Annotated in this window: 20 protein-coding genes; 6 read left to right on the top strand and 14 right to left on the bottom strand. The window is 67.3% G+C overall.

Annotated features, from left to right (window positions below; all coding sequences use genetic code 11):
* Position 1 precedes the first annotated feature (1 nt).
* Genes FBZ89_RS02760 through FBZ89_RS02775 form a run of 4 tightly spaced genes read left to right on the top strand, consistent with a single transcriptional unit; the run spans position 2 to position 3978 of the window.
* Positions 2-1255: a DUF1501 domain-containing protein gene (locus FBZ89_RS02760; RefSeq protein WP_145748524.1), complete on the top strand. Its 1254-nt coding sequence runs from the start codon at positions 2-4 to the stop codon at positions 1253-1255.
* Between the two features lie 59 nt (positions 1256-1314).
* Positions 1315-1947: a phosphohydrolase gene (locus FBZ89_RS02765; protein ID WP_145748525.1), complete on the top strand. Its 633-nt coding sequence runs from the start codon at positions 1315-1317 to the stop codon at positions 1945-1947.
* Positions 1944-3671 (top strand): hypothetical protein, encoded by a 1728-nt coding sequence (locus FBZ89_RS02770; protein WP_145748526.1) that lies wholly within the window; start codon positions 1944-1946, stop codon positions 3669-3671. The genes FBZ89_RS02765 and FBZ89_RS02770 overlap by 4 nt, the downstream gene beginning before the upstream one ends.
* Positions 3628-3978 carry a tetratricopeptide repeat protein gene (locus tag FBZ89_RS02775; RefSeq protein ID WP_145748527.1) on the top strand — a complete coding sequence of 117 codons (351 nt, stop codon included), beginning with the start codon at positions 3628-3630 and terminating at the stop codon, positions 3976-3978. Before FBZ89_RS02770 ends, FBZ89_RS02775 begins: the two co-directional genes overlap by 44 nt.
* A gap of 39 nt (positions 3979-4017) precedes the next feature.
* Here the strand turns inward: FBZ89_RS02775 and FBZ89_RS02780 are convergent, their stop codons facing one another.
* From FBZ89_RS02780 to FBZ89_RS02845, 14 genes are all read right to left on the bottom strand, one after another.
* Positions 4018-4614, bottom strand: a complete 597-nt coding sequence (locus FBZ89_RS02780; RefSeq protein WP_145748528.1) for a cadmium resistance transporter — start codon at positions 4612-4614, stop codon at positions 4018-4020.
* A gap of 55 nt (positions 4615-4669) precedes the next feature.
* The gene (locus FBZ89_RS02785; protein WP_145748529.1) at positions 4670-5692 is read right to left on the bottom strand and encodes an aldose epimerase family protein; all 1023 of its coding nucleotides are present in this window, start codon (positions 5690-5692) and stop codon (positions 4670-4672) included.
* The gene (gene xylE / locus FBZ89_RS02790; protein ID WP_145748530.1) at positions 5689-7152 is read right to left on the bottom strand and encodes a D-xylose transporter XylE; all 1464 of its coding nucleotides are present in this window, start codon (positions 7150-7152) and stop codon (positions 5689-5691) included. Before xylE ends, FBZ89_RS02785 begins: the two co-directional genes overlap by 4 nt.
* 144 nt (positions 7153-7296) lie before the next feature.
* Positions 7297-9075, bottom strand: a complete 1779-nt coding sequence (locus tag FBZ89_RS02795; protein WP_145748531.1) for an IlvD/Edd family dehydratase — start codon at positions 9073-9075, stop codon at positions 7297-7299.
* Positions 9068-9931, bottom strand: a complete 864-nt coding sequence (locus FBZ89_RS02800; protein WP_246172046.1) for an SMP-30/gluconolactonase/LRE family protein — start codon at positions 9929-9931, stop codon at positions 9068-9070. The genes FBZ89_RS02795 and FBZ89_RS02800 overlap by 8 nt, the downstream gene beginning before the upstream one ends.
* A gap of 15 nt (positions 9932-9946) precedes the next feature.
* Positions 9947-10708 carry a D-xylose 1-dehydrogenase gene (gene xylB / locus FBZ89_RS02805; protein ID WP_145748533.1) on the bottom strand — a complete coding sequence of 254 codons (762 nt, stop codon included), beginning with the start codon at positions 10706-10708 and terminating at the stop codon, positions 9947-9949.
* A 69-nt stretch (positions 10709-10777) separates the two neighbouring features.
* A complete protein-coding gene (locus tag FBZ89_RS02810) occupies positions 10778-11971 on the bottom strand; it encodes a fumarylacetoacetate hydrolase family protein (protein ID WP_145748534.1) in 1194 nt (397 codons plus the stop codon).
* Between the two features lie 151 nt (positions 11972-12122).
* The gene (locus FBZ89_RS02815) at positions 12123-12911 is read right to left on the bottom strand and encodes an anti-sigma factor family protein (RefSeq protein WP_145748535.1); all 789 of its coding nucleotides are present in this window, start codon (positions 12909-12911) and stop codon (positions 12123-12125) included.
* A complete protein-coding gene (locus FBZ89_RS02820; RefSeq protein ID WP_186457162.1) occupies positions 12908-13456 on the bottom strand; it encodes a sigma-70 family RNA polymerase sigma factor in 549 nt (182 codons plus the stop codon). The genes FBZ89_RS02815 and FBZ89_RS02820 overlap by 4 nt, the downstream gene beginning before the upstream one ends.
* A 12-nt stretch (positions 13457-13468) precedes the next feature.
* Positions 13469-13834, bottom strand: a complete 366-nt coding sequence (locus FBZ89_RS02825) for a cupredoxin domain-containing protein (protein ID WP_145748536.1) — start codon at positions 13832-13834, stop codon at positions 13469-13471.
* 154 nt (positions 13835-13988) lie between these two features.
* Positions 13989-14978 carry a metallophosphoesterase family protein gene (locus FBZ89_RS02830; protein WP_145748537.1) on the bottom strand — a complete coding sequence of 330 codons (990 nt, stop codon included), beginning with the start codon at positions 14976-14978 and terminating at the stop codon, positions 13989-13991.
* Between the two features lie 77 nt (positions 14979-15055).
* Positions 15056-16108, bottom strand: a complete 1053-nt coding sequence (locus FBZ89_RS02835) for a LacI family DNA-binding transcriptional regulator (protein ID WP_145748538.1) — start codon at positions 16106-16108, stop codon at positions 15056-15058.
* A 311-nt stretch (positions 16109-16419) separates the two neighbouring features.
* On the bottom strand, positions 16420-19347 hold the full coding sequence (locus tag FBZ89_RS02840; RefSeq protein ID WP_246172005.1) for a TIM-barrel domain-containing protein: 2928 nt from the start codon (positions 19345-19347) through the stop codon (positions 16420-16422).
* A 76-nt stretch (positions 19348-19423) separates the two neighbouring features.
* The gene (locus FBZ89_RS02845) at positions 19424-21076 is read right to left on the bottom strand and encodes a GH35 family beta-galactosidase (protein WP_246172006.1); all 1653 of its coding nucleotides are present in this window, start codon (positions 21074-21076) and stop codon (positions 19424-19426) included.
* A gap of 297 nt (positions 21077-21373) precedes the next feature.
* On the opposite strand from FBZ89_RS02845, the gene FBZ89_RS02850 reads away from it, so the two are divergent.
* Together FBZ89_RS02850 and FBZ89_RS02855 are read left to right on the top strand one after the other, a co-directional pair.
* On the top strand, positions 21374-21907 hold the full coding sequence (locus FBZ89_RS02850; protein ID WP_145748539.1) for an isochorismatase family protein: 534 nt from the start codon (positions 21374-21376) through the stop codon (positions 21905-21907).
* 943 nt (positions 21908-22850) lie between these two features.
* The gene (locus FBZ89_RS02855; protein WP_145748540.1) at positions 22851-25724 is read left to right on the top strand and encodes a TonB-dependent receptor; all 2874 of its coding nucleotides are present in this window, start codon (positions 22851-22853) and stop codon (positions 25722-25724) included.
* Positions 25725-25758: the final 34 nt, after the last annotated feature.

Raw genomic sequence — 25758 nt, forward strand, 5'->3', positions numbered from 1 at the left:
CATGACCGCCTTTCTTCCCCTGAACCGCCGCCACCTGCTGGCCGGCCTGGGCGGTGCCGCGGCGCTGTCGCTGCTGCCGCAGGTGAGCTTCGCCCGTACGGTGGGCGAGCAGCGCTTCATCCTGATCGTACTGCGCGGCGGCATGGACGGCCTGGCCGCCGTCGCCCCCTATGCCGACCGCGACTATGCGGCCGTGCGCGGCCGCTTGGCCCTGCCGGATCCCAACGCCCAAGGCGGCGTGCTGGATTTGGATGGCTTCTTCGGCCTGAACCCGGCGCTGGCCGACATCCATCCCTGGTACAAGGAAGGCCAGTTGCTGGTGGCCCACGCCGTCGCCACCCCCTACCGCGACCGCAGCCATTTCGACGCCCAGGATCTGCTGGAGAACGGAACGGTGACACCGCACGGTGTCGCCAGCGGCTGGCTGAACCGGGCCCTTGCGCAGCTGGGGGGCGACACCGGCGGGCGGCGCCTGGGCCTGGCCGTTGGCCAAGGCGTGCCCCTGGTCCTGCGCGGGGCCGCCCCCATCGCCTCGTGGTCGCCATCGCCGCTGAAGGAGGCGGACGAGGATTTCCTGGATCGCGTGGCGGCGCTGTACGCCAACGATCCCCTGCTGGCGAACGCCCTGAAGGCCGGCCTGGACTCGGCCAGCATGGCGGACCATGCCCTGAACACCGACGCCGATGGCGCCATGGACGGCGCCATGATGGACGGCGCCGCCAAGCCCAAGACCGCGCGCCTGGATCCGGCGCAGCTGGGTACCGCCACCGGCCGCCTGCTGGCCGACGCGAACGGTCCGCGCGTTGCCGTCATGGACTTGCAGGGCTGGGACACCCATGCCCAGCAGGGCACGACAGCCGGCCGGCTGGCCGGGGCGCTGGGCAATCTTTCCAAGGTGTTGGTGGCCTTGCGCACCAGCCTGGGCCCCGCCTGGCGGCAGACGGCGGTGGCGGTGGTGACGGAGTTCGGGCGGACCGCCCGGCCCAACGGCACCGGCGGCACCGACCACGGCACGGCCACGGCCGCCTTCCTGGCGGGCGGCGCGGTGCAGGGTGGGCGCGTGCTGGCGAACTGGCCCGGCCTGGCCGACGGTCGCCTGTACCAGGGCCGCGACCTGGCACCCACGCAGGATCTGCGCGCCGTGATGAAAGGCATCCTGCGGGACCATCTCGGCTTGGACACCGGCGCCCTGGACAAGGCCGTCTTCCCCGGCGGTGGCACCCCCGCCGCCGCGCACGACCTGATCCGGACCTAGCCCTGACCCCATCCGACGCGCTATCTGTTACAGGATGGCGTTGGAGGGAGGCGGCAGGCATGAGCGGTGAGGCACGGGCCTGGGTCAGGTTGCCATCACGGCGCCATCTGAACCTGCTGGCGCCCACGCCCCTGGACTGGGATGACGAGGACCTGGCGATGGGCCTGGCCCGCACCTACCGCTGGGGCGGACACTCCCGCTGGCCCCTGCCCCTGTCGGTGGCCCAGCATTCCCTGACCGTGCTGGCCCTGTCGCGGGCCCAGACCGAAAAGCCGCTGAGCCCGGCGGCGGAGTTGCGGGAACTGCTGCACGACGCGGATGAGGGCCTGCTGGGTTTCGACGCCATTTCGCCGCTGAAACCCTTCCTGGGACCGGAATACAAGGCGCTGGCCGCCCGGCTGGAGGGGGCAATCACCCTGCGGTACCAGATCCCAGCCTGGAACCTGACCACCAAGAAAAACCACAAGCGGGCCGATCGCGTCGCCGCCGCCAGCGAAGCGCTGCACGTGGTCGGCTGGTCGCGGGATGAAATCCGACGCACCCTGAAAATCCCCTATCAGCCCCTGGACGACGATCCGCTGCATCAGGAATACGCCGGCGTCCCCTGGGAGCCCTGGCCGGCCGACGTGGCGGCGGAGCGCTTCCTGGTCGCGTTGCGCGTCCTGCTGCGCAAGCGGGACGGCCGGGCATGAATACGTCCCTGCTGGGCCGGGCACAGGCGGCCTTGGCCGCCGGCCGCATGGCGGATGCGGCCACCCTGTATCGGGAAGTGGTGGCGCACTGGCCGCGCGATGGCGCCGGCTGGCTGGCCTTGAGCGTGGCCGCAGCCGCTTTGGGCCAGGCGGACGACGCGCTGGCCGCCGCCGAGCGGGCGGCGTCCCTGTTGCCGGCATACGCCCCCGCCTGGGCCAACGTGGCGGAGCAGCGGCGCCAGGCGGGCCGCATGGAGGAGGCCGGTGCCGCCTATGCCCATCTGGCCGCCCTGCCCGGCCTGCCGGCCGACCTCGCCGCCGATGCGGAGAACGGACTGGCCCTGGTGGCCCGCCACAATGGCCAGCCCCTGGTGGCGGAGGCCCACTGGCGCCGCGCCGTCGCCCTGGATCCCACCTTCGCCGGCGCCTACGCCAACCTGGGCAAGATGCTGTTCGACAGCCAAGCCATGCATGCGGCACGCGCGGCCCTGCGCCAGGCGGTCACCCTGGATCCCGCCAACGGCGGCGCCCGCATGAACCTGGCGCTGGCGCACAAGGCGCTGGAGCAGCAGGCCGTGGCGGTCGATGAATTGCGCCACCTGCTGGCGCAGCCCGGGACAAGCGAACAGCTGGCCCACGACGCCCGCTATAACCTGGCCCGCCTGCTGCTGCTGCGGGGGCCGGGGGCGGAGGCCTGGGCCCTGCATGAAGGCCGGTGGAAGGTCAGCCACTTTCCTTCCGTCCGCCGCTCCTTCCCCGTACCGGTGTGGCAAGGCGACAGCCTGTTGGGCCGCCGGCTGCTGCTGTGGGGGGAGCAAGGCCTGGGCGACGAAATCCTGTTCGCCAGCCAAGTGCCCGACCTGGCCGCCGGCCTGAGCGACGCCGTGCGCGCCGCCGGCACCGACATCCTGCTGGAATGCGATGAGCGGCTGGTGTCCCTGTTCGCCCGGTCGTTCGCCCCCATAACGGTGGTGGGCCGCCCGGCGGCAGTGGCCCGTAGCGGGTCGCAGGATACCTCGGCCGACCCGCGCACCGCCACCGCCACGACACAACTGCCCACCGGCAGCCTGGCGCGCTTTTGCCGTCCCACCTTGGCCAGCTTCCAGGCCGCCCGTCCCTTCCTGAAGCCAGATCCCGAGCGTGCCGCCCTGTGGGCGCGGCAAGTGGCGGCCCTGGGGCCGGGACTGAAGGTGGGGCTGTGCTGGACCAGCGGCCTGCTGACGGCGGAGCGCGCCATCAGCTACACCACTCTGGCCGACTGGCTTCCCCTGGCCCAGGTGCCCGGCATCCACCTGGTCAGCCTGCAGTACAATCGCGACATCGCCGCCGTTGAGATACCCCAGGCGCGGACCCGGGGCCTGGACATCGCCGACTGGCCGGACCTGGACCAGCGCGATGACCTGGAGGGCGCCGCCGCCCTTATCTCCACCCTCGACCTGGTGCTGACCGCCCCCACCTCGGTGGGGGAGATCGCCGCCGGCCTGGGCGTGCCCACCTGGCGCATCTCCACACCCAGCCAGGATTGGAGTGGGTTGGGCACCATGGTCCGCCCCTGGTACCCCGCCATGCGCATCTTCCCCGCGCCTAGGGACGAAGAGACCCTGGCGGACGTCATTCAGCGCATGGTCCACGCACTGATGACCCTGGCGTCACCATCGGCCGCGCCCCCCCCCCCCAACCTTGGCCGACGCGCTGGCCCTGCACCAAGCCGGCCGGGTGAATGAGGCGGAGGCCGCCTATCGCCGCCTGCTGGCGGACGGGCCGGCGGACACCCAGGCACGGGACGACACCCTGCACCTGCTGGGCCTGCTGCTGCACCAAACCGGCCGGCCGGCGGAAGCCGAACCGCTGCTGCGCCAGGTGCTGGCGGCGGAGCCTGGTTTTTTCGAGGCGTGGAACAGCCTGGGGGCGGTGCTGCTGGCCCTGGGGCGGCGCGCGGAGGCGGCGGATGCCTGGCGCACCGCCCTGCGCCTCAATCCCGGCCATGACAAGGCGGCCGCCAATTTGGACCGCCTGGGCCCTTCCCCGTAAGTCGGGCGCCGCACCGCCTGGTGCGGGCAAGCCGGCGTCTCAGCCCAGCCAGGACCGGACCAGCGTGAGCGTTCCCGCGTCGGCGATCACCCAGCCGCCGATGCCGATCAACACCCAGGGCAGCAGCCGGCCGCCCCAGCGCCGCACCGGTGGCCCCGCCGCCGGGTGCGTGGCAAGCCAGTGGGCCAAGGCCACCCAGGCACCCGTCAGAATGGCGAACACGGTCACGGTCACGACGATCTGGCTGGCGTCCTGGGCGGCGAAAAGCGGCACGTAGACACCGATATTGTCCCCACCCCCAGCCACCGTGACAGCGGCGACGGCCCACGCACCGCCCTGGGCGGAAGGCGCATCGCCTTCCCCCTCACCACCGCCCAGCCATAACAGGCATGCGCCCAGCAGGATCGGCGCCACCCCCAGGAAGCCCAGCCAAACGGGGTTCACCACCAGGGCGGCCAGGGCCCCCGTCAATCCGGCGGCCACCAGGACGGCGATACCCAGGAATTGTCCCGCCGCGATGTCGCGGGCGCGCCATCGTCCCCCGGCGAACAGCGCCACCAGGATGAAAAGGTCATCTATGTTGGTGGCGGCGAAAACAGCCACGGCCGCGGCGGCGCAAAGAAAAAGGGTGTCCATCGCGGGCGATGACGCCTTGATGGGCACCCTTTGTCAATCCATGCCGTCAGGCGGCTCACCAGCTGAGGCTGAACCGCATCATCCGGCTGTAGCGGTCACCCGCCTTCAGCATGGTGTCCGGAAAGGACGGCTGGTTGGGCGCGTCGGGGAAGGCCTGGGGCTCCAGGCAAACACCCGTGCCCAAGTCCGGGTATTGGGACGCCAGGCCCTGCCCGCCGTAGAATTGCACCGATGGCTGATCGGTATGCAGGCGCAGGCTGACGCCGCTGTCGGGCGATGACAGCGTGGCGGCCCAGTCCGCCGCCTCGTCCCAGGTGTCTTCCCGGTCCAGGACGAAGCAATGGTCGTAACCACCCGCCTGAAAGATTTGGGGATGGTTGTGGCGCGGCGTCGCCAGGCGCGGCCGGCGGAAGTCGAAGGCCGTGCCGGCCACCGGCTCCAACGCGCCGGTGGGAATCAAGCCGGGGCCCACGGGCAGGAAATGCTGGGACCGCAGGCGCAACATCTGCCGGTCCGCCGCCACCTGGGGATCGCCCGCCAGGTTGAAATAGGGATGCCAGGTCAGGCTGACCGGTGTGTCCGCGTCACCGATGGCGGTGAAGCGCAGGGTCAGGTCACCGCCGCTGATGGTGATTTCCGCCGTCACCTCCAGGGTGCCGGGGAAGCCGTTCTCGCCATCCGGGGAGGTCAGGCCCAACACCAGCCGGGAGTCCGCCCCACCCTGGAAGTCCTGCAGGCGCCAGACCTTGCGGCCATAGGCGCCGGGGCCGCCGTGCAGCTGGTTGACGCCCTCATTGGGCACCAGCTCCACCGTCCGGCCTTGATAGGTGTAGCGGGCGTTGGCGATGCGGTTGCCGTAGCGGCCCACAAGACAACCCAGGTAGGCCGGGTCGTTCTCATAGGCCGCCACGTCCGGCAGGCCCAGGACCAGGTTGCGCCGGCCCTTGGGGCCGGGCACCGACAGCTGCCGCAGGATGCCGCCGAAGGTCAGCACCTCCGCCTGAAGGCCGTCCGCCGGCCCGAGCGTCACCGCCCGGACCGGCGCACCGTCCTTTGTCGTCCCGAAGGATCGGATCATGACCGCGCGGCCCTCACCTGCTGGGCGGCGCTGTGCAGGGGCTTGTGGGTCCACAGCTCCTGGATGGCTTCCAGGCTGCGGCCCTTGGTTTCCGGTACGAAGCGCCAGACGAACAAGGCGGACAACAGGCTGAACACGCCGTAGGCCCAATAGGCGAAACCGTGATGGAAATGGGCGTTCAGCACCGAATTGCCGTCCATTACGTTAAAGGACCAAGTGACCACCAGGTTGGCGATCCACTGCGCCGCGACCGCGATGCCCAGGGCCTTGCCCTTGATGGCGTTCGGGAACATCTCCGCCAGCAGGATCCAAACCACCGGGCCCCAGGAGAAGGCGAAGCCCGCGATGTATACCAGCATGGCGACCAGCGCCACCAATCCCAACTGGTTGGTGGCGAACAGCGTGCCCAGCGCCAGCATGGAAACAGTCATCACCAGGCCGCCGGCGATGAGCAGGGGCTTACGGCCCAGGCGATCGACCGACACGGTCGCGACCAGGGTGAAAGCCACGTTGGCGATGCCGACGATGACCGTCTGCCACAGCGAGGCATTGGTATCCATGCCCATGTTCTTGAACATCTGCGGAGCATAGTACAGCACGGCGTTGATGCCCACGAACTGCTGGAAAACCGACAGCAGGATGCCGACGAACACCACCAGGCCACCGAAGGCGAACAGGCGTTCGTTGGTCACGACCAGGCTTTCCTCGATCTCGACCAGCGTGACCTTGGGATCGGTGGCGCCGCCCAGGCGCTTCAGCACGTCCAACGCCTCATTGTCGCGGCGCTGCATGACCAGGTAGCGGGGGGTGTCCGGGGCAAACAGCAACAGGACGGCGAACAGGATGGAGGGCAGCCCTTCAGAGGCGAACATCCAGCGCCAGCCGGTGCCATGCAGCCAGGTTTCGTCCCCGAGGCCCGCGATGGCCCAGTTCACGAAATAGACGCCCACCATGCCGCCGACGATGGCGATCTGGTTGAAGGAGATGAGACGACCACGGGATTCGGCCGGCGCGATCTCCGCAATGTAGAGGGGGGAAACCAACGAGGCGATGCCCACGCCGATACCACCGATGATGCGGTAGATGTTGAAGGGCGTCAGCGCATCCGGGCCCATCTGGCCGATGGTGCCGAGGCCGAATTCGGGCCAAGCCGACCCCAGGGAGCAGATAAGGAACATCAGGGCGGCGACGATCAGCGTCGGCTTGCGGCCGAAACGATCGGCCATCTTGCCGGCGACCAGGCCGCCCAGCACGCAACCGGCCAGGGCGCTGGAGATGGTCAGCCCCTTCAGGCTGTCATGCGCCGTTTCCGCCAGGTTCAACGGCTGGATGAAATTGATGTCGATGCTGTCCATCGCGCCAGAGATGACGGCGGTGTCATACCCGAACAGCAAGCCACCCAGGGTGGCGATCAGTGTCAGGCCCGTCGTCAGCGACAGTGCGCCTTGCTTGTTGCCCATTCATTCCTCCCCGACGGGCCACGTCGCCCGCCATTTGTCCTAAAGCGAGGCGCCCCCACTCCACCTGGAACGGGGACGCCTCTGCACCTCAGATCGCCGCCGGCGCCCCGGACAAGACGTCGCCAGGCACCGGTATCCGTCAGATCAATGGTTGTGCCGCGGCGGATGGGCCACGACACCCCGATACTTCAACGCCGGTTCCATGCAACCGCCGCTATCCAGCTGGCCCACGGTCTGGCGGTACATCTCCTGCCACGGCGTGTAGCTGGGCGGGGTGGCCGGAATGCCGTCGGCCCTGCGCTTCTGGATCTCGGCATCGTCCACCAGCATGTCGCAGGTGCCCTGGTTCAGGTCGATGCGGATGGTGTCGCCGGTGCGCAGCCATGCCAGCCCTCCGCCCACGGCACTCTCCGGCGAGGCGTTCAGGATGGACGGGCTGTCCGAGGTGCCGGATTGCCGTCCATCGCCGATGGTGGGCAGGCTGGTGATGCCGGCCTTCAGCAGCGCGTCGGGCGGCTGCATGTTCACCACCTCGGCCGAGCCGGGGAAACCCAGCGGGCCGGCGCCGCGCACCACCAGGATGCAGCGCTCGTCGATGTTCAGCGCCGGGTCGTTGATACGCGCGTGGTAATCGTCCGGCCCGTCGAAGACGATGGCCCGGCCCTCATACACGCCCTCGCGGCCCGGCTCGCTCAGGTAACGCTGGCGGAACTCTTCCGAGATCACGCTGGTCTTCATGATGGCGAAGTCGAACAGGTTGCCCTTCAGCACCAGGAAGCCGGCACGCTCCTTCAGGGGCGCGCTGTAGGGCGTGATCATCTCCCGGTCCGGGCTCTCACGGCCCGCCAGGTTCTCGCCGATGGGGCGGCCGGTGACCGACATCGCCTTGTCGAACAGCTTGCCCGCCTGCTGCAGTTCCCACATCACGGCGGGCACGCCGCCGGCGCGGTGGAAGCGTTCGCCCAGGTATTTGCCGGCCGGCTGCATGTTGACCAGCAGCGGCACGTCATAGCCGTGGATGCGCCAGTCGTCGGCCGTCAGTTCCACGCCGGCGTGGCGCGCCATGGCGTTGATGTGCGGCTGCGCGTTGCTGGAGCCACCGAGCGCACCCACCAGCTTGATGGCGTTCAGGAAGCTTTCGCGCGACAGGATCTTGGACGGGCGCAGATCCTCATAGGCCATGTCGACGATGCGGCGGCCCGTCTCGTACGCCATCTGCCCGCGCTCACGGTAGGGTGCCGGAATGGCGGAGCAGCCGGTGAGCGACAGGCCCAGGCCCTCGGCCACGGCGTTCATGGTGCTGGCCGTGCCCATGGTATTGCAATGACCGGCCGACGGCGCCGAGGAGGCGGCCGCGTCCAGGAATTCCGCTTCATCGATCAGGCCGGCCGCCAGCTTGCGGCGGCTGCGCCAGATGACGGTGCCGGACCCCACCAGGTCGCCCTCATGCCACCCATCCAGCATGGGGCCGCCGGACAGGACGATGGCCGGAATGTCGACCGTGCTCGCGGCCATGATGCCGGCGGGCGTGGTCTTGTCACAGCCGGTGGTCAGCACCACGGCGTCGATGGGATAGCCGTACAGGATCTCCACCAGGCCCATGTAAGCGAGATTCCGGTCCATGGCCGCCGTCGGACGACGGCAGTTTTCAAAGATGGGGTGAACCGGGAATTCCATGGGAATGCCACCGGCGTCGCGGATACCGTCGCGGACGCGCTTGGCCAAATCCAGGTGAATACGATTGCAGGGGGAGATGTCGCTGCCGGTCTGGGCGATGCCGATGATGGGCTTGCCGGAGCGCAACTCCTGCGGCGTGATGCCGTAGTTCATGAAGCGCTCCAGATAGAGCGCAGTCATGTCGATCCGGTCCGGCGCATCAAACCAATCGCGGGAACGGAACCTAACGTTCGGACGGTCAACCATACGCGATCTCCGCCGGGGGCAGGCCCGGCACCGTGGCCCTGAAATGGAACAAGCCACCGGCCAGCGGCTGGGCGGCGCGGTCGTCGTCGCTCAGGCCCTTGGCGGCGGTGGTGGCGTAGAGATCCAAGCGGTCATCGCCGCCGAAGGCAAGCTTGGTGATGTTGGCGCAGGGGAAGCGCACCACCTGCACCAACTCCCCCGCCGGGGAGTAGCGCCGGGCGGCCCAGCCACCGAACAGGCCCACCCACAGGCAACCCTCCGCATCCACCACCGTTCCGTCCGGCCAGCCGGCCCCGTCCTCGATGGTGATCAGCAGGCGGGCGTTGTCCAGCGTACCGTCGGCCGACAGGTCGTAGGCGGTGATGGTCTTGCCCAGGGTGTCGGTGTGGTAGAAGGTGCCGCCGTCCGGACTGGTGCAGGGTCCGTTGGTGATGACGATACCGTCCACGTGGCGCTTCAGCGTCCCGGTCCAGGAATAAAGGGCGCCGGTCGGCCCCTCTTCCGCGTCATCCATGGAGCCGAACCACAGCCGGCCCTGGGCGTCGACGAAGCCGTCGTTCAGGCGGTTGCCCGCCCGGTCCCATTCCAAAGGCACCAGGGGCTCGAACACACCCGTTTCGCCATCGAAACGGGCCAGCTTGCCCGGCAGGCCCACGATTAAGCCACCCCCGGCGCGCGGCAGGGCGAAGCCCGGCTGGTCCGGCGCGTCGAAGCTGCGGGTGTCCCCATCCGCGGGGCGGAAGCGGTGGATGTGCCGCTTCTTGATGTCCACGAACCACAGGGCCCGGTCGCGGGGGGACCATACCGGTCCCTCCCCCAAGGTGGCGCCCAAGGCCCAGATGCAGCGCGGCTCCATCGTCACCGCAACCCCTTAGCGCCAGCCGGCGTCGACGAAGTATTCGTGGCTCGTGCACATGCGGCCATCGTCAGAGGCCAGGAACAGCACCATGGCGGCGACGTGCGGCGGGTCCACGCGTTCCTTGATGCACTGCTGCGACAGGATGCGGGCCTCTTCCTCCGGGTTGTGCCACAGGCGCATCTGACGCTCCGTGCGCACGCCACCCGGCACCACGCAGGTGACGCGGATGTTGTGCTCACCCAGGTCACGGGCCAGCGAGCGGGTCATGCCCTCGATGCCGGCCTTGGCGGTCTGGTACATCAGCAGCTCCGGCAGGGCCACATGCCAGGAGATGGAACCGAAGTTGATGATGGCGCCGCTGCGCTGCTGCTTCATGCCACCCACCACCGCCTGGCTGGCGAAGAACATGTGCCGCAGGTTCACCGCCATACGATTGTCCCAGTATTCCGGCGTGATCTGCTCGATCGTGTGCCGGTCGTCGTTGGCGGCGTTGTTCACCAGCACATCGACCGGGCCGGCGTTCTGGATTTCCGCCAGCGTCGCCTTCAGTTGATCCAGGTTGGTCAGATCACACTTATAGAACTTGGGCGCATGCGCGGCACCCTCGGCCAGCGATTGCTCCAAGGCGCGGCTGTCGGTTTCCGCGATGTCCAGGAAGGAGACCTGGGCGCCCTGACGGACGAACGCCTCGGTGATGGCGGCGCCGATGCCGGAGCCGCCACCGGTAACAACGACCCGCTTGCCCCGCAGGCTGGGATAGATGGCGTGCGTCATGATGTATTCAGGCCCAAAAGGAAAGGGTTTGCCCAAAAGAACGGATTTGGGTGGGTGACGCCAGGGGCATCACCCGTTCAGCAGGCCGCGGCGGGCCAGGTTGCGCATCAGCTCGGTCAGGCCGAAGGTCCACGGCGCCGCCTCATGGCAGGGCACCACCTTGTTGACCAGGGTCCCCAGGCGCGGGCTGGAGACGCTGACGATGTCGCCGGTCTTGTGGGTGAAGCCACGGCCCGGCGCGTCGCGATCCTCGACCGGCGCGAACAGCGTCCCCAGGAACAGCGCGAAGCCGTCGGGATACTGGTGGTTCTTGTTCAGGGTCTGCCCGACCAAGTCCAGGGGATCGCGGCTGATCTCGGACATGGTGCTCTTGCCGTCCAGGACAAAGCCGTCCTCGCCAGTCACGTTCAGGTGCACCACGGCCTCGCGGACATGGTCCATGGTGAAGGTGCCGTCAAACAGGCGGACGAAGGGACCGATGGCGCAGGACGCGTTGTTGTCCTTGGCCTTGGACAACAGCAGGGCGCTGCGGCCTTCAAAGTCACGCAGGTTCACGTCGTTGCCCAGCGTGGCGCCGCGCGCACGGCCCTGACCGTCGCACAGGATCACCACCTCGGGCTCCGGGTTGTTCCAGTGGCTGTCGGCGCGCACGCCGATCTCCACGCCCCAGCCCATGGCGGACAGGGTCGGGCCCTTGGTAAACACCTCGGCGTCGGGGCCGATGGCCACTTCCAGGTACTGCGACCACAGGCCGTCGGCGATCAGCGCCTCTTTCAGGCGGGCGGCATTCTCGGAACCCGGCTTCACCAGGCGCAGGTCGGTGCCGACGCGGGACGACAGGGCCTGCCGGATTTCCAGGGCCTTGCCAGCATCGCCGCGCGCCCGTTCCTCGATCACGCGCTCCAGGGCGGAGACGGCGAAGGTAACGCCGGCGGCCTTGATGCACTGCAGGTCAATGGGGGTCAGCAGCTTGGCGCCCCCCTGGGAGACGGTTTGGCCGCCCTTCCAGGTGGGGTTCAGGTCCCAGTCGGCCACGCGGCCGATGGACTTGCCCTCGGGGATCTGGCCGGGCTCCAGGCGGTTCATCAAGTCGGAGACGGTCGGGGCGACGCCCGACAGGTCGAAAATCTCACCGTTGCGGATCAGGATGGGCGTCGGCCCCTCGCCCGCGTCGATACGGCCCAACAGAACGGCGTCCGCGCTGTCCTCGGGAAAAATGCTGTCGTGCGTAGTCTGCACCGGCGTGTCGACCGGGTACCCCATCTCTTGAACTCCTCCCAAGGTGCGTTATCGCCAGGCGGCCCTTGTTAACGCTAACATTAGAGGCCAGGGAGAAGCGCTGTCAAGGCGACGTTACCATACCAGTCTGGATTTCGACGCGGCACGCACGAAGGTTTCGCGCTAAGGTTTGGCCTCAGGGCTTGCCGGGATTCTGGGTCGCGACGGCCCCGGCCAGGGCTGCGGCAAAGGCGTGCATCTCCTCCACGCCCACATCGCTCACCGCCCAGTAGGCCATGCCGCCGTCCCGCCACCGCATCAGGGTGTAGCCGTCACGGGCCTCGAAGGCGGGCTGGCGGGGACCGTCACCAGGCCAGACATAGAGGTTCAGGATATGGGCGCCGTGGCGATAGACCAGGGCCGCCACCGGCCGGCCGGCCAGATAGTCCAGCCGCCCGCCCTGCAAGGGGAAGCCGGCCGCCGCCAGTTCCGGCACGGGCGGGGAATAGTCCAGCTTGCCGGCGAACCAGGGCTTCACCGTGTGATGGTCGCTGGTCGGCACGTCCAGCAGGTGCTGCGCCTGGAGGGAGCGGACATGCCCGGCCACCAATTCCCGCTCCAGCGCCGCGTCGCCCCCGAACGGGGCCACCATCAGCAGCAGGCTGGCAGCGATGGCGACACCCATCCCCGCCCCGCCCCAGCGGCGCAACTGCCGGGACCAGGGCCGGCCTTGAGACTTGCCGACAGGATGCAGCGGATCGACGGCGCCGATGTCCGCCAGGATGCGGGAGCGCAGGGCCGCCGGGGCCTTGGGCCGCAGGGCGGGGTCCGCCAGCAGCGCGCGCAGGGCCCGCAGTTCCGCCAACGCCTCGGCGCAGGCCGGGCAACTGGCGATGTGCGCCTCCAGCGCGCGGGCGTGGGCGGCGTCCAGTTCATTGTCCAGCAGGCCGTGCAGCAGCTCCGCCTTGTCCGGGCATGCCGTCATCTCGTCTCTCCAGCCTCTCGGCGCCGCCAGGCGGCGGCCAGCAGGTCGCGCGCGCGGGCCAGGCGCGACATGACGGTGCCCACCGGGGCGCCCGTCACGGCGGCGATGTCGCGATAGGACATCTCTTCCATCTCCCGCAGCAGCAGGGTTTCACGAAAGGCGGGCGGCAATCCCTCGATCAGGGCGCGGAGGTCCGCCGCATCCTCCTGCGCCGCCAGCCAGGCCTCCGGCGTCGGCGCCGCGTCGTCGGCGATCTCCGCCCCTTGCCCGGGCAGCGACTCCAGCGCCTGCTCGGCCCGGTCACGGCGGGCGGCGGCCCAGCTGCGGACATTGTTGCGTACAATGGTCAACAGCCAGGCCCGGGCGTCGCCGCCGCGAAAGCCGTCGAAGGCACGGTGGGCGCGCAGGAAGGCGTCCTGGACGATGTCCTCGGCCGCCACCGGGTCGCGCGTCATGTACCGCGCCAGGCCATAGGCGGCGTCGAGGTGGATCAGCACCTGGTCCTGGAAGCGGCGGGTCTTCTCCGCCGTCTCGTCACCCCTCAAGGCGCCCGCCTCCTAATGCCCCGCCGGCCCCGATGTCCCACTCCCCTGGGATCCACCCGCGTCAACGATGATGCGGCCGGTCATGTGCGGGTGCAGGGAACAAAAGTAATCGATCGTCCCCGGCCCCGCCACGGTGCGGCTGTACTTCTCCTCCGTGTCCAGCACCTTGGACCGGAAGGATTTGTCGTTGGCGGCCACGGCATGGGGAATGTCGTCGGCGTTGACCCAAACGATGGTGGTGCCCGGCGCCACGTGCACCTCCGCCGGGCTGAAGGTGAAGTTGTCGATGCGGATCTCGACGGTTTCAGCCTGGGCCAGCCCCGTCAAGGCGCAGAACAGCACGGCCGCGACGCGCGCGGCGGAAATGAAACGGCTCATTATTTCCTCTCAGTGTTTCTTCAAGCGCCGGGTTCCCTCAATCGCCGGGCGCCGGCATCCGCCGGCCTGGCTTCCTCACTGCGCCCTGCGGTGCTCGTTCCGGCGGCCCCGCTTGGGGCCTACAGCGACCCGAGTCAAAGTCTCGGGTCGCTGATTAACCGAGGGTGGCGTCGACGACGGCCAGGGGGCCGGCCTTCTGGCGGTAGGTGACGGTGGTGACGCCCAGGGCGCCACGCAGCTTGTCCGCCGGCAGCTTCATGGGCCCCGGCGACGGGGCGCTGCCCGGCGATGGCTGGGGGAAGGCCGTGGAACGCGCGGTGTGGAAGGCCACGCTGCCCTCCACCTTCTGCAGGATCTGGTGGATATGGCCGTTCAGCACGGTGACGCTGCCGAAGCGGGCCAACAGGCCCAGCGCCCGGGCGCCGTCGTCGGTGCCCCAGCCCCATTCCGGGTAGACCGTCCATAGGGGGATGTGGGCGAAGACCACCACGGGCGTGCTGGCCGACAGGGCGCGCAGATCCCCGGCCAGCCAGGCCAGCTGATCCTCCCCCAGGTTGCCCAGGCCGCCACCCTTCAGGTTCACGACATTGACTAGGGCCACGAAGTGCACGCCGCCGTGGTCGAAACTGTACCAGCCGGCACCGAGCGCCCTGCCATTGGGCCCCGTGCCGTACCGCGCCAGGTAGGCGGCGCCCATGCCGTCGTCCAGCACGTCATGCTCGCCGGGCACAAAGAAGACGGGCACGCCCAGGTCCTTCAGCGCCTGGTCGGCGGCGTCGAACTGTTCGTCCCGCGACAGGTGGCTGATGTCGCCGGTATGGATGACGAAGGCGGGTTTGGTGGGCAGGCTGCGGACACCGGCCACCGCCTCGCGCAAGGTCGCCAATGCGTCGGGGTTGGCCGGCTTGTCGAACCCGACATGGCTGTCGCTGATCTGGACGAAGGTCAGGCCGGCCTGGGCCGGCGCTGTGGTCTTTGTGGCGGCCGGCGCCGCTTGGGCACCGCCGCCAATCAGGCCGGCCGTCAGCGGCACGCCCCCCGCCACGCTCCATACCAGGCCGGTGCCGGCCCAGGCCATGCACTTCAGGGCGCCCCGGCGCCCCGCGTCGATCTCATCCGCAGGCAATGAAGGTTGGTGGGCCATGCTGCCGCTCCCCTGGAAAAGGTGGTTCCAGGAGGCAAGACCGGCCGGTGCCCCGGCTTATTCCCGACCGACGGAAATTATTTTCCGGAGGGGGCCGCCGTCGACTCGCGTTCCACCAGCGTGTGGCGCAGCAGCTGCTGCGCCGGGGCGCCGGTGCCGCCGCCGCGGCGGCGCTTGACCTCGTCCAGCAGCATGCTGACGGCGGCGCGGCCCATGGCGGCGATGGGCTGGCGCACGGTGGTCAGAGCCGGCCAGATGGTGCCCGCGATCAGCGTGTCGTCGAAGCCGGCGATGGACAGGTCGATCGGCACGTTCAGGCCCAGGCGGTGGGCCGTGGCCAGCACGGCGGCGGCCATGTCGTCGTTGGCGGCGAAGATGGCGGTGGGCCGGTCCTTCAGGGCCAGCAACTTGTCCGCCGCCGCCAAGCCGGAACGGTAGTTGAAGTAGCCCTGCTCAACGGGTGCCGCCTTGGGATCCAGCCCCGCCTCGCCGAGGGCGTCCAGGAAACCGTGCAGACGCTGGTCGCTGACGGTCTGGTTGGGGTGGCCCTTGATGAAGCCGATGGTACGGTGGCCCAGTGACAGCAGATGCTGGGTCATGCGGTGGGCCGCCTTGTAATTGTCGATGCGCACGGTGGCGACATCAGGGCCCGGCTGGCCGGCGGCCACGGCCACGGCGGCCACGCCTGACTTGGCGATTTCCGCCAGGATGCTTTTGGCCTCGCACAGCGGCGGCGGCAGGACCACGCCATCGACGCCGCTCTGCAGCAGCTTCTGCAGGGCCGCCTTTTCCGTGGCGGCGGTGGCGCCGCACTTCTCCACCACCAGCTGGTGGCCGGTCTTGCTGCTTTCGTCGAGCGCGCCCAGCAGGAATTCGCTCAGGAAGGCGACGCTGGGGTTGCTGTACAGCAGGCCGATACGGAAGGTTTCAGACCCGGCCAGGCGGCGGGCCGCCGGGTTGGGCGTGTACTTCAGTTCCTGGATGGCGGCCATCACGGCGGCGGAGGTGGCCGGCGTGACGTTGTTCTCATTGTTGATGACGCGGGACACCGTCATCGGGGAAACACCGGCGCGTGCCGCCACCTCACGAATGGTGACCCCCTGCGAACTCCGCCCACGCCGCTTTTCCATACGCTTCCTGCTCCGCTTATCGGATCCGCGCATCCACTGCCGGTTTGCATGGGTGATAGCAGTACCATTGGGATTTGCGCAATCGCCTGCTCACAATTTTGTGTAAAAACTGGCAGGGATGCAGGCCTGCGGGGGTGTTTGATGCCGCTTTACATGGGTAGGCGGCGTTAAAGTGGCGCCAATACAGGGCTATGGGAATCGCAACTTGGCCTCGGGGCCTGCCGGCGAGTCGGCAAGGGGCCCCGCCGCCTTGCCAAATCTGCAAAGCGGCGGGGTCGTTCCCGCTTAAGGACTTGACCGTGCTCGCGTTTTTACACCTTGGCCCGCGTTACCGTGACGGCCTGCCCGGTGTAGCGAACCGTCTGGTCAGGCTTGGCGGTGAAGTCGGCCGGGGCCGCCCCGCCATCCCTGCCATTGGAAGTGGGCCCGACGAAGCGGACATTGATCACACGATCCTGCACCATGCCGGGGAAGCTGCCGGCGCGGGCGCCGATGGTCAGCGTGCCCGACGCCTGGTCGAAGGACAGCGGGATGCGGCTGAAGGCGCCGTGCTCATAGCCGTAGGTCGTGCCCTCGTCCTCATAGAGGTCGAAGTGGCCGTCGGCGCCGGTGTAGACGACGACGGTCAGTGGCGCGTCCGGCATCTGTCCCGTGTACTGGGTCACCGGCGCCGTGGGCACGATGGACCCGGCACGGACGAACAGGGGCATGCGCCTCAGGGGCGCGTCGGCGGCGATGCGCTGGCCGCCGTCATAGAGCTTGCCGGTCTGGAAATCATACCATTGCGCGCCTGAAGGCAGATACACGGCCCGGCTGCGCGCCTTGTAGTCCGTCACCGGCGCCACCAGGAAGGCATGGCCGAACAGGTACTGGTCATTGATGTCCCATACCTGGCGATCGGCCGGGAAGTCCATCACCAGGCCGCGCATGATGGTGCCGTCGCGGTGATAGGTGTCGGCCGCCAGGGTGTAGATGTAGGGCATCAGGCGGTAGCGCAGCTCGTCATACCAGACCAGGCTGTCGTAGACCTCCGACCCCTTGGGCGCGAGATTATAGATTTCGCGGTACGGGAACTCCCCATGCGAGCGGAACAGGGGGGAAAAGGCGCCGAACTGGAACCAGCGCAGGTTCAGCTCCCGCCACTCCGCCACGTCGGATGCCTTGGGATTCTTGGTCGAATAACGCTTTTCCAGCGCGAAGCCGCCGATGTCCGTCGTCCAGTTGGGCACGCCGGACAGGGAGAAGTTGACGCCGGCCGAGATCTGGTTGCGCAGATCGGTCCAGCGCGAGGCGACGTCGCCGCTCCAGCTGGCCGCGGCGTTGCGCTGCTGTCCGGCGAAGCCCGAGCGGGTCAGGATGAAGGCGCGCTTGTCGGGGTTAGCGGCGCGATTGCCCTCATACACCGCCTTGGTGTGCATCAGCGGGTAGGAATTGAAGAACGCCGCCGACGGGCCCATCGCCGTGGGGCCCATGCGCAGCATGCGCTCCGGAATGTCGAGGTTGGAGTGGGTATCGGGTTCCGATGCGTCCAGCCACCAGGCGTCGATGCCCAGCTTGTTCAGGTTCTCATTGATCTGGCGCCAATAGATCTGCCGCGCCTCCGCCGAATAGGGGTCGTAGAAGGCGTTCTCATAGCCTTCCTTGCCCACCCAGTCGTGCTCATGCACCTCGACATTGCGGCGGTAGATGTGGCCCTTGGCGTCCAGCTCCTTGTAGTTATCCGTGGTGGGGTAGAATTTGGGCCACACGGAAATCATGAAGTGGGCGTTCTGGGCGTGCAGGGTATCGACCAAGCCTTGCGGGTCGGGGAAGCGGGTGGGGTCGAACTTGTGGCTGCCCCAGTCGTCCTCACGCCAGTAGAACCAATCCTCGACGATGTTATCCAGCGGCAGCTTGCGTTTGCGGAACTCCGCCACCGTGCCGGTCAGCTCGTCCGCCGTCTTGTAGCGCTGGCGGCTCTGCCACAGGCCGTAGGCCCAGCGCGGCATCATCACCGCCTTGCCCGTCAGCTGGCGGTATCCCGCGATGACGTCGTCCATGTCCTTGCCCGCCACGACGTAATAGTCGATGGCGCGCGCGACGTCCGAGGTCAGCGACAGCTCGTGCCGCTCCCCATCCGGCAACGGGTTCTGATGCATCAGGGAGATGAAGCCCCCTTCCGGCACCCATTCCACCCTCAGCGTCTGGGCCTGGCCCGCCACCATGGGCAGATCGAAATTGTGGTACCAGGGGTTCCAGTCCTGGCGCCAGCGGTCCATCACCACCTTGCCGTCCAGCGTCACCTTGAAATAGCCGCTGGCATAGACCTGGAAGCGGTGAACGCCATCCACCGGGGACTCGATCTTGCCTTCCCACACCACGGACTTGTCCTTGGTGGCGCGTTGCTTGGCATTCACCCGGCTGCCACCGACCTCTTCCGGCCAGGCGGCCAGATCCTTGATGTACTGGTAATTGATGTCGCTTTCGACGCGGGTCAGCTTCAGCTTGCCGTCCTGATAATAGCGGGCGGTCAGGCCGCCCTCCTTCCCGTCGGCGTCATAGAGCTTCAGCTCCTTGGACATCAGCGGATATTCGCGGGCGTCGCCGAAGCGGGTGATGCCGTTATTGTCCCACAGCACGCCGTAATTGCGCGTCGACACCACGAAGGGGATGCCGATGTCCATATTGTGCTGGGCGAGTTCGATGTCCTCGCCGTTGTAGTTCATCTGGGCGTTCTGGTGCTGGCCCAGGCCGTAGAAGCCCTCATCCGTGCCGCGGTTGAACTGCTGGCGCACCTGGAAGAAGCCGGCCTCGCCCGTGGGCAGGGTGGCGGGCGCGAAGCCGCCGCCGTCCACCGCCGTCAGCAGGGGCTGCCCCTTGGCGTCGAAGACGTTGACGGCGCCGCTGGCGACACTGACCTCGGCCCGCAACTGCGGCGTGGTCAGGACGATCTGGCCGCCGTGATCCGCCACCTGAAAGCCGCCGGTGGCGGGCTTGGCCACGGCCATCAGGCTGGCGGGCAGATCCAGGCTGTCACCCGGCACGGCGGTGACGTGGACGATGCGGTCGTTGATGACTTGCAGCCGCACCTTCTTGACGGCGGCACCGGTGACCGTGACCACCACGCCGTCGGCGGTTTGCTGGAAGGACGGCGATGCCATGGCGGCGACGTCGGACGGGGACTTGGCGGCCTCGCAGGAGGCGAGCAGCAGCACGGGCACCAAGGCGGCGGACGCCAAGGCCCAGGAACGAACGTTCATGGCGATTCTCCGCGGGAGAAGGATCGGAAAGGCGGGATCCGGCCCGGCCCCGGAGGCCAGGCCGGATCAACCGGGATCAGTAGGTGGCGAACCGCACCTTCAGGATTTGGGGGATGGAGGTGAAGTTCAGGCCGTAGTCGGTCTGGTCACCGTTCCACAGGCGCTCGAACACCCACTTGCCGTTCTCAAAGTGCCCCTCCTCCACGCTGGCCATCATGAAGCCGTTCTTGCCGGCCTTGGTGGTCTGGGCGAAGTCGACGCGGGCGTGATAGCCGGCCACCAGGTACTCGTTGGGCGCCAACTCGGCGATGACGACGCCGCCGCAGGGCTTGTCGTTGCCGGTGGGCTTGGCCTCGCCGAACTGCGGCAGGCCATAGCCGACGGTGACCTTGTACGGCCCAAGGTCCAGCGTGTTGCTATGCTCGTCCGTCGGCTCCGAGGCACCCCAGACCTTGCCCTTGAGACTGAGGGCCGCCAGTTCGCGGTTCAGGGAGCCCAGCAGCTTGAAGTTCATGGCGAAGGGTTCTAGCGCCTCCGCGTCGATCTTGGCCGCCCCCAGCGGGTAATTCACATAGCGGGTGTAGTCGATGCCGAAGGGCGCGAAGCCGATGCCCTGGTGGCCCAGGGTGGCGAAGACATAGCGGGCGTAGACGCTGTCGTTGCCCGTCTCGGCCACGAACAGGGCGTTGTCCGGCCGCTTATACTGCTCCAGCGTCTTGGTATAGAAATCGTAGCCGCGCTCGTAGATGTCCGGCCCGATCAGGTCGATGTTGGGGGCCGCCGCCTTCCAGATGTCCAGCACGTTCCAGGTGGGGCCGCCGCTGGAATAGGTGTAGGGGTCCTGGTCCTTGAACGGGTCGCGCAGGGCCGCGTTCACGTACATGGGGATGGGGTATTCGGCCTTGCCAGCCGCCGCCACCTGATCGACGAAGCGGGCGACGTAATAGGCGTGGAAGAACTCATCCGCGTCCTTGCCGAACACGTCCTTCCAGGTACCGGGCTGCTTCTTCAGCGCCTTCACCAGATCGTCGGGCACCTTGCCATCGAACACCTTCTGCGCCATGGGGCTGAAGTCGCGGGTGGCGCGATAGGTGCCGGTCTCATTCTCCACCTGCACCATCAGCACCGTGTGCTGCTGGCCGTCCACCTGCTTCAGATGGCGCATGAAGGCGACGAAGGCCTTCCTGTCGGCGTCCAGCGTGGCGGGGGCCAGCGGCGAGAGGGAACCGCGCATGATCCCCTTGGATTCCACGACGCGGGGGAAGCGGTCGTTGTCCAGCTTCACCCAATCCGGGGCGTAGGACGGGCTATTGTTCTTCCATGTGCCGAACCACAGCAGCACCAGGTGCTTCTTGTGCTCGCGCGCCTGGGCCAGCAGGGTGTCGAGGAAGCTGAAGTCGAATTTGCCTTCCGTGGCCTCGATCTGCTGCCAGGCGATGGGCATGAGCAGGGTGTTGGCCTGCACCTGGTCCACCGCCGGCCACACCTGCGGCAGCGCCGAGGGCCAGTTGCTGGAATTGTTGGCCTGGGCGCCCAGCACCAGGTAGGGCGCCCCATCGACCATCAGGGCATAGCGGCCGTCCTCGCGCACCAGGCGCGGCATCTCGGTGCTGTGCCCATCCGCGGCTTGCGCCCCCGAGGGGTGCGCCATGGGGGCCAGGCCGGCCAGCATGGTGGCCGCCATCAGCAGGGAACGCCCAGCCTTCGTCATGTTCGAAACGCGCATCATCGGCAGGCCCTCCCAAGCCCGTATCTCTATTATTCAGGGCGCCGGTCACCCAGCCCCATCCCATCCAACACTGGCCGCATTTATATGATCATAGCGGCCCGGGCGCGATCATACGCGTTAGCGGTATCAAATCAATCCGCATGTCTGATACCGCTACCAAGGCCGCATGTCGGCCTCCGCCCTTACTTTTGGCCTAGCCGTTCGCGCCCACCCCAGGCGATCCGCCGCTGTTGCCGATGCGGTCGGCCCCTCGCATAGTGGGTTTCATGCCCCTTGCCCCAGCCGAAAAGCCTAGCCGTGCCCCGTCTTGATCCCCATCGCAGCACGCTTGCCGTGATCGACCTGCAGGCCCGGCTGATGCCGGCCATCCAGGGCGGCGGCGGCGTGGTAGCCAACACCCGGTGCCTGCTGGCCGCCGCCGGGCTGACGGGCATTCCCGCCCTGTTCACCGAGCAGAACCCGCGCGGTCTGGGCGCCACCGTGCCGGAATTGGCGCCCGCCGCGTCATCGGTGATCGCCAAGATGACCTTCGACGCCACGCCGGCGCCCGGCTTCCTGGACCGCCTGCCCCCGGACCATGCCGTGGTGCTGACGGGGTGCGAAACCCATGTCTGCGTGCTGCAGACGGCGCTGGGGTTGCTGGAGCGGGGGCGCCGCGTCTGCGTGGTGGAGGACGCCGTGGGCTCGCGCACCGCGGAGAACAAGGCCGCCGGCCTGCGCCGCCTGGCGGCCGAGGGGGCGGAGATCATCACCACGGAAATGGCCGTGTTCGAATGGCTGGAAAGCGCGGAACATCCGCGCTTCCGCGAGGTCATCGCCCTCATCAAATAGAAGGGCATTTTCTTGCGCGGGGCCGCCCCCGCAGCCTGGGCAGGACAAACGGTCGCAGCGACCGGAACCGCGAGTATGTGAGGCGCCGTCCGGCGGCCCACCAGGCCACCGGACGGCTTCCTTGACTCTCACCTGGCACCGTCAAGGACCTGGCCACCGTCTAGTTTCCTACGTCCAGGCCAAACAAAATGGCCGGAATAACGCGGGCTTCGCCGCTCCCGGCTTCAGCGGAGCTGCGTCTTCCAGTCGGTGATAATTGTCATATTTAGCAGATTCGTGTGGCCGCAAGGTATTTTGTGAAAAAGGCGCATATTTGATTTTATCGTCCAACAATGAGTCTTTCTATTATTTCGAATCTACGTTCTATTTCGGTTATATCATCTGAAGTTTGGAAGTGACCTAACAGGGGCTCACAATTTTTCAGCAATGAAGGCTGCCATTTTGACGTGTGGATCCTGAAGCCGTCGCCGGCAGTTTCCCTTAGCGATCTCCGATGGGGCCATAGGCGGCGGCAAAGGGCTTGACCGCGCCCAATTCGCGAGAACGTGCCCGGTCCTTCCCTCATAAAACCAGGCAAGTCAATTGCTTGGCATGGGTTGGTGGGTTGAGCAATCAGGCAGGCGCACATCCCGCCCGCCCTCTCCCGAAAGGGGCGGGAAAGGGACGAAAACCCCTCTAAAAGGGGCGCCTGTGCCCTTATCGCAACACATACCTATAGTTGAACATATTGATTTTGCTGATAAATCCGTAAAATCGCCACGCCTGCGGAGGGACCGTTACCAATTTTCATGGGAGCGCTAACATTCTCTCGTTGCAGGCCCGCATGAATCTCCATATGCATTTATATGACTACGGCGTGACGCATGAAAACGGCACTCCGGGCCAAAACGCGCGCGGGCCTTATTGACCCGCGAGAATAAGATATCCAGGGAAGGGAAACGCCATGAGTTGGCCCCAGAATTCCTATCGTTCCTTTGTGCTGGCCGGCGCGTCCGTGCTGGTTCTCGGCGCCCTGACCGCCGCCTCCGTCGCGCGGGCCCAGGCCGCAGCGGCTGATGACGACCTGCAAGAGATCGTCGTCACCGGTCAGCGCTTCGCCCTGTCCGATGCCAATAAGCGCAAGGCCAACGCCGACCAGATCCTGGACAGCATCTCCGCCGACGACGCCGGCAAGCTGCCGGACAACAGCGTGACCGAAGTGCTGCAGCGCGTTCCCGGCGTGTCCATCACCCACTTCGCCGCCGTGGGCGACCCCGACCACTATTCGGTGGAAGGCTCCGGCGTGACCGTGCGCGGCCTGTCCCAGGTCAGCAGCACCCTGAATGGCCGTGAGGCCTTCAGCGCCAACGGCGGTCGCGCGCTGCTGTTCGAGGACGTGCCGCCGGAACTGCTGGCCGGCATCGACGTGCTCAAGAGCGGCACGCCCGACGTCATCGAGGGCGGCATCGGCGGCTCGGTCAACCTGCGCACCAAGATGCCGTTCGACTACGACAAGCAGACCATCAGCGGGTCCGTCGGCGCGAACTACGGCGACTTCATCCAGCAGACCAAGCCCGAAGCCTCGGTCCTGTATGCCAACCGCTGGCAGACCAGCATCGGCGAGGTCGGCGCCATGTTCGACGTCGCCTACAGCGACATCAGCACCCGCCACGACACCATCCAGGTCGAGCCCTATTTCCCGCAAACCTTCAACGGCAAGAACGTCTATGTTCCCGGCGGCTTCGACTGGCGCTCGGGCCAGTTCGACCGCAAGCGCCTGGGCGCCTATGAAGCCCTGCAGTGGTCGCCCAACCCCGACCTGACCTTCTACCAGACGGGCTTCCGCTCGGATTACTGGAGCAAGTCGACCGAGGCCGGCGTCTACAACGCGGGCGGCAACGCCGTCACGGTGAGCCCGGGCAGCACCAGCACCTTCGGCCCCTCGGGCGGCCTGCTGACCTCCAACAACCTCAGTTCCACCGCCGGCGATCCCCTGCAGATCGGCTCCGAAACCGGCGGCAGCGTGGCCTCCGCCAATCCTGGCCTGACGAACCAGCACAACGTCACCACCGACCTGTCCCAGGGCATGAAGTGGACGCCGACGCAGAACTGGACCATCAACACCGATTTCCAGTACGCCATTTCCCAGTCGCAGACGCAGCGCATCGACCTGTTCTCCCAGGTCTCCGTGCCCAGCTACGCCATCGACCTGACCGGCGACCTGCCGTCCATCAAGGTCAGCAACCCGGCCCAGGTCGCGGATCCGTCGCGCACCATCTGGGGCGCGACCATGGACCACCTGGAAAACCACATCGGCCGCGAGCTGTCGTGGTCGGGTGATGCCGAGTACAAGGTGTCCGACACCAGCTTCCTGCGCGCCATCAAGGTCGGCGCCCGCTTCGCCGACCGGACCGAGAAGGACAATGTCTCGGGCTACAACTGGGTGGGCCTGACGGCATCGTTCAACGACCCGTCCACCTTCAAGTACCTGAGCAACGCCGCCCCCGGCGACGTGACCGTCAGCGGCTTCAGCAACTTCTTCCGCGGCGCCACGGGCCTGCCCAGCGCCGCCGCCTTCCCGTCGTGGGCCCTGGCCGAAGGCTATCCGGCGAACCTGAACGCCATCCACCAGGCCTATGGCGAGCCGGGAGACAACACCCAGCCGGTGACCTACACCGCCTCCACCCTGTCGCACACCAAGACCCGCACCGAATCCGCCTATATCATGACCCGGTTCGGTGACGACGACCTGTTCGGCTGGAAGATGAACGGCAACTTAGGCGTCCGTGTCGTCAACAACGAGAACACGAGCGAAGGCTTCATCCAGCAGCCGACCGGCACCGTGTTCTACAACGGCGCCTCGGGCATCCTGCCGGGCGGTTTCACCGCCAACAGCGGCGGTCACAACAGCCTGATCGCCCTGCCCTCGTTCAACATCCAGTTCATGCCGACCGACGAGGTGCATCTGCGCTTCGCCGCGTACCAGAACATGACCAACCCCAGCTTCAGCAACCTGAACGCCTCGGGTTCGCTCGGCCTGACCACCGACAACAATCACCTCATCACCGGTGCCACCGCAACCTCGGGTAACCCGAACCTGAAGCCGCAGCTGGCCAACAACCTGGACGTTTCGGCCGAGTGGTACATGCCTGACGGCGGCCAGTTCCACGTCGCCGGCTTCTACAAGCAGATCAAGGACTACATCTCCTACGGCGTGACCTCGGTCGATGTCCCCTTCGCCCTGCCCGGCGGCGTGACGCAGAGCATGACGGCGGCGGTCAGCGGCTACTTCAACGCCCAGCCCGCTTATGTGAAGGGTGCTGAAATCGGCCTGCAGAAGTTCTTCAACTTCCTGCCGGCGCCGTTCGATGGCCTGGGCATCGACACCAACTTCACCTACATCTACAGCAAGAGCCCCGGCGACCTGTCGTATGACATGCTGGGCAACCGCATCAACGGCCTGCCGGTGGATCTGCTCTCGCGCTACAACTACAACATCACCGGCATGTACGAGAAAGGCCCGATCTCGGCCCGCCTCGCCTACACCTGGCGCAGCAAGTACCTGCTGACCCCGACGGCCAACGGCACCAACGGCACCTACACCAATGCCGCCGGCCAGACGGTCACCTACAACCTGCCCGTCTTCGCGGATGACTACGGCACGCTGGACGCCTCGGTCGCCTACAGCTTCGACGATCACATCACCCTGACCATCGAAGCGCAGAACCTGACCAACAGCGAGACCAAGACGCTGATGGGCTTCGGCAACCAGCAATACGGCCGCAGCTGGTTCGTTGCGGACCGTCGCTACTCCGCCGTGCTGCGCTTCAACTATTGATCCTCCGCTCGCGGATGATCTTCCATCGGTAACC

Source organism: Nitrospirillum amazonense (assembly GCF_007828045.1).
GTDB lineage: Bacteria > Pseudomonadota > Alphaproteobacteria > Azospirillales > Azospirillaceae > Nitrospirillum > Nitrospirillum amazonense_C.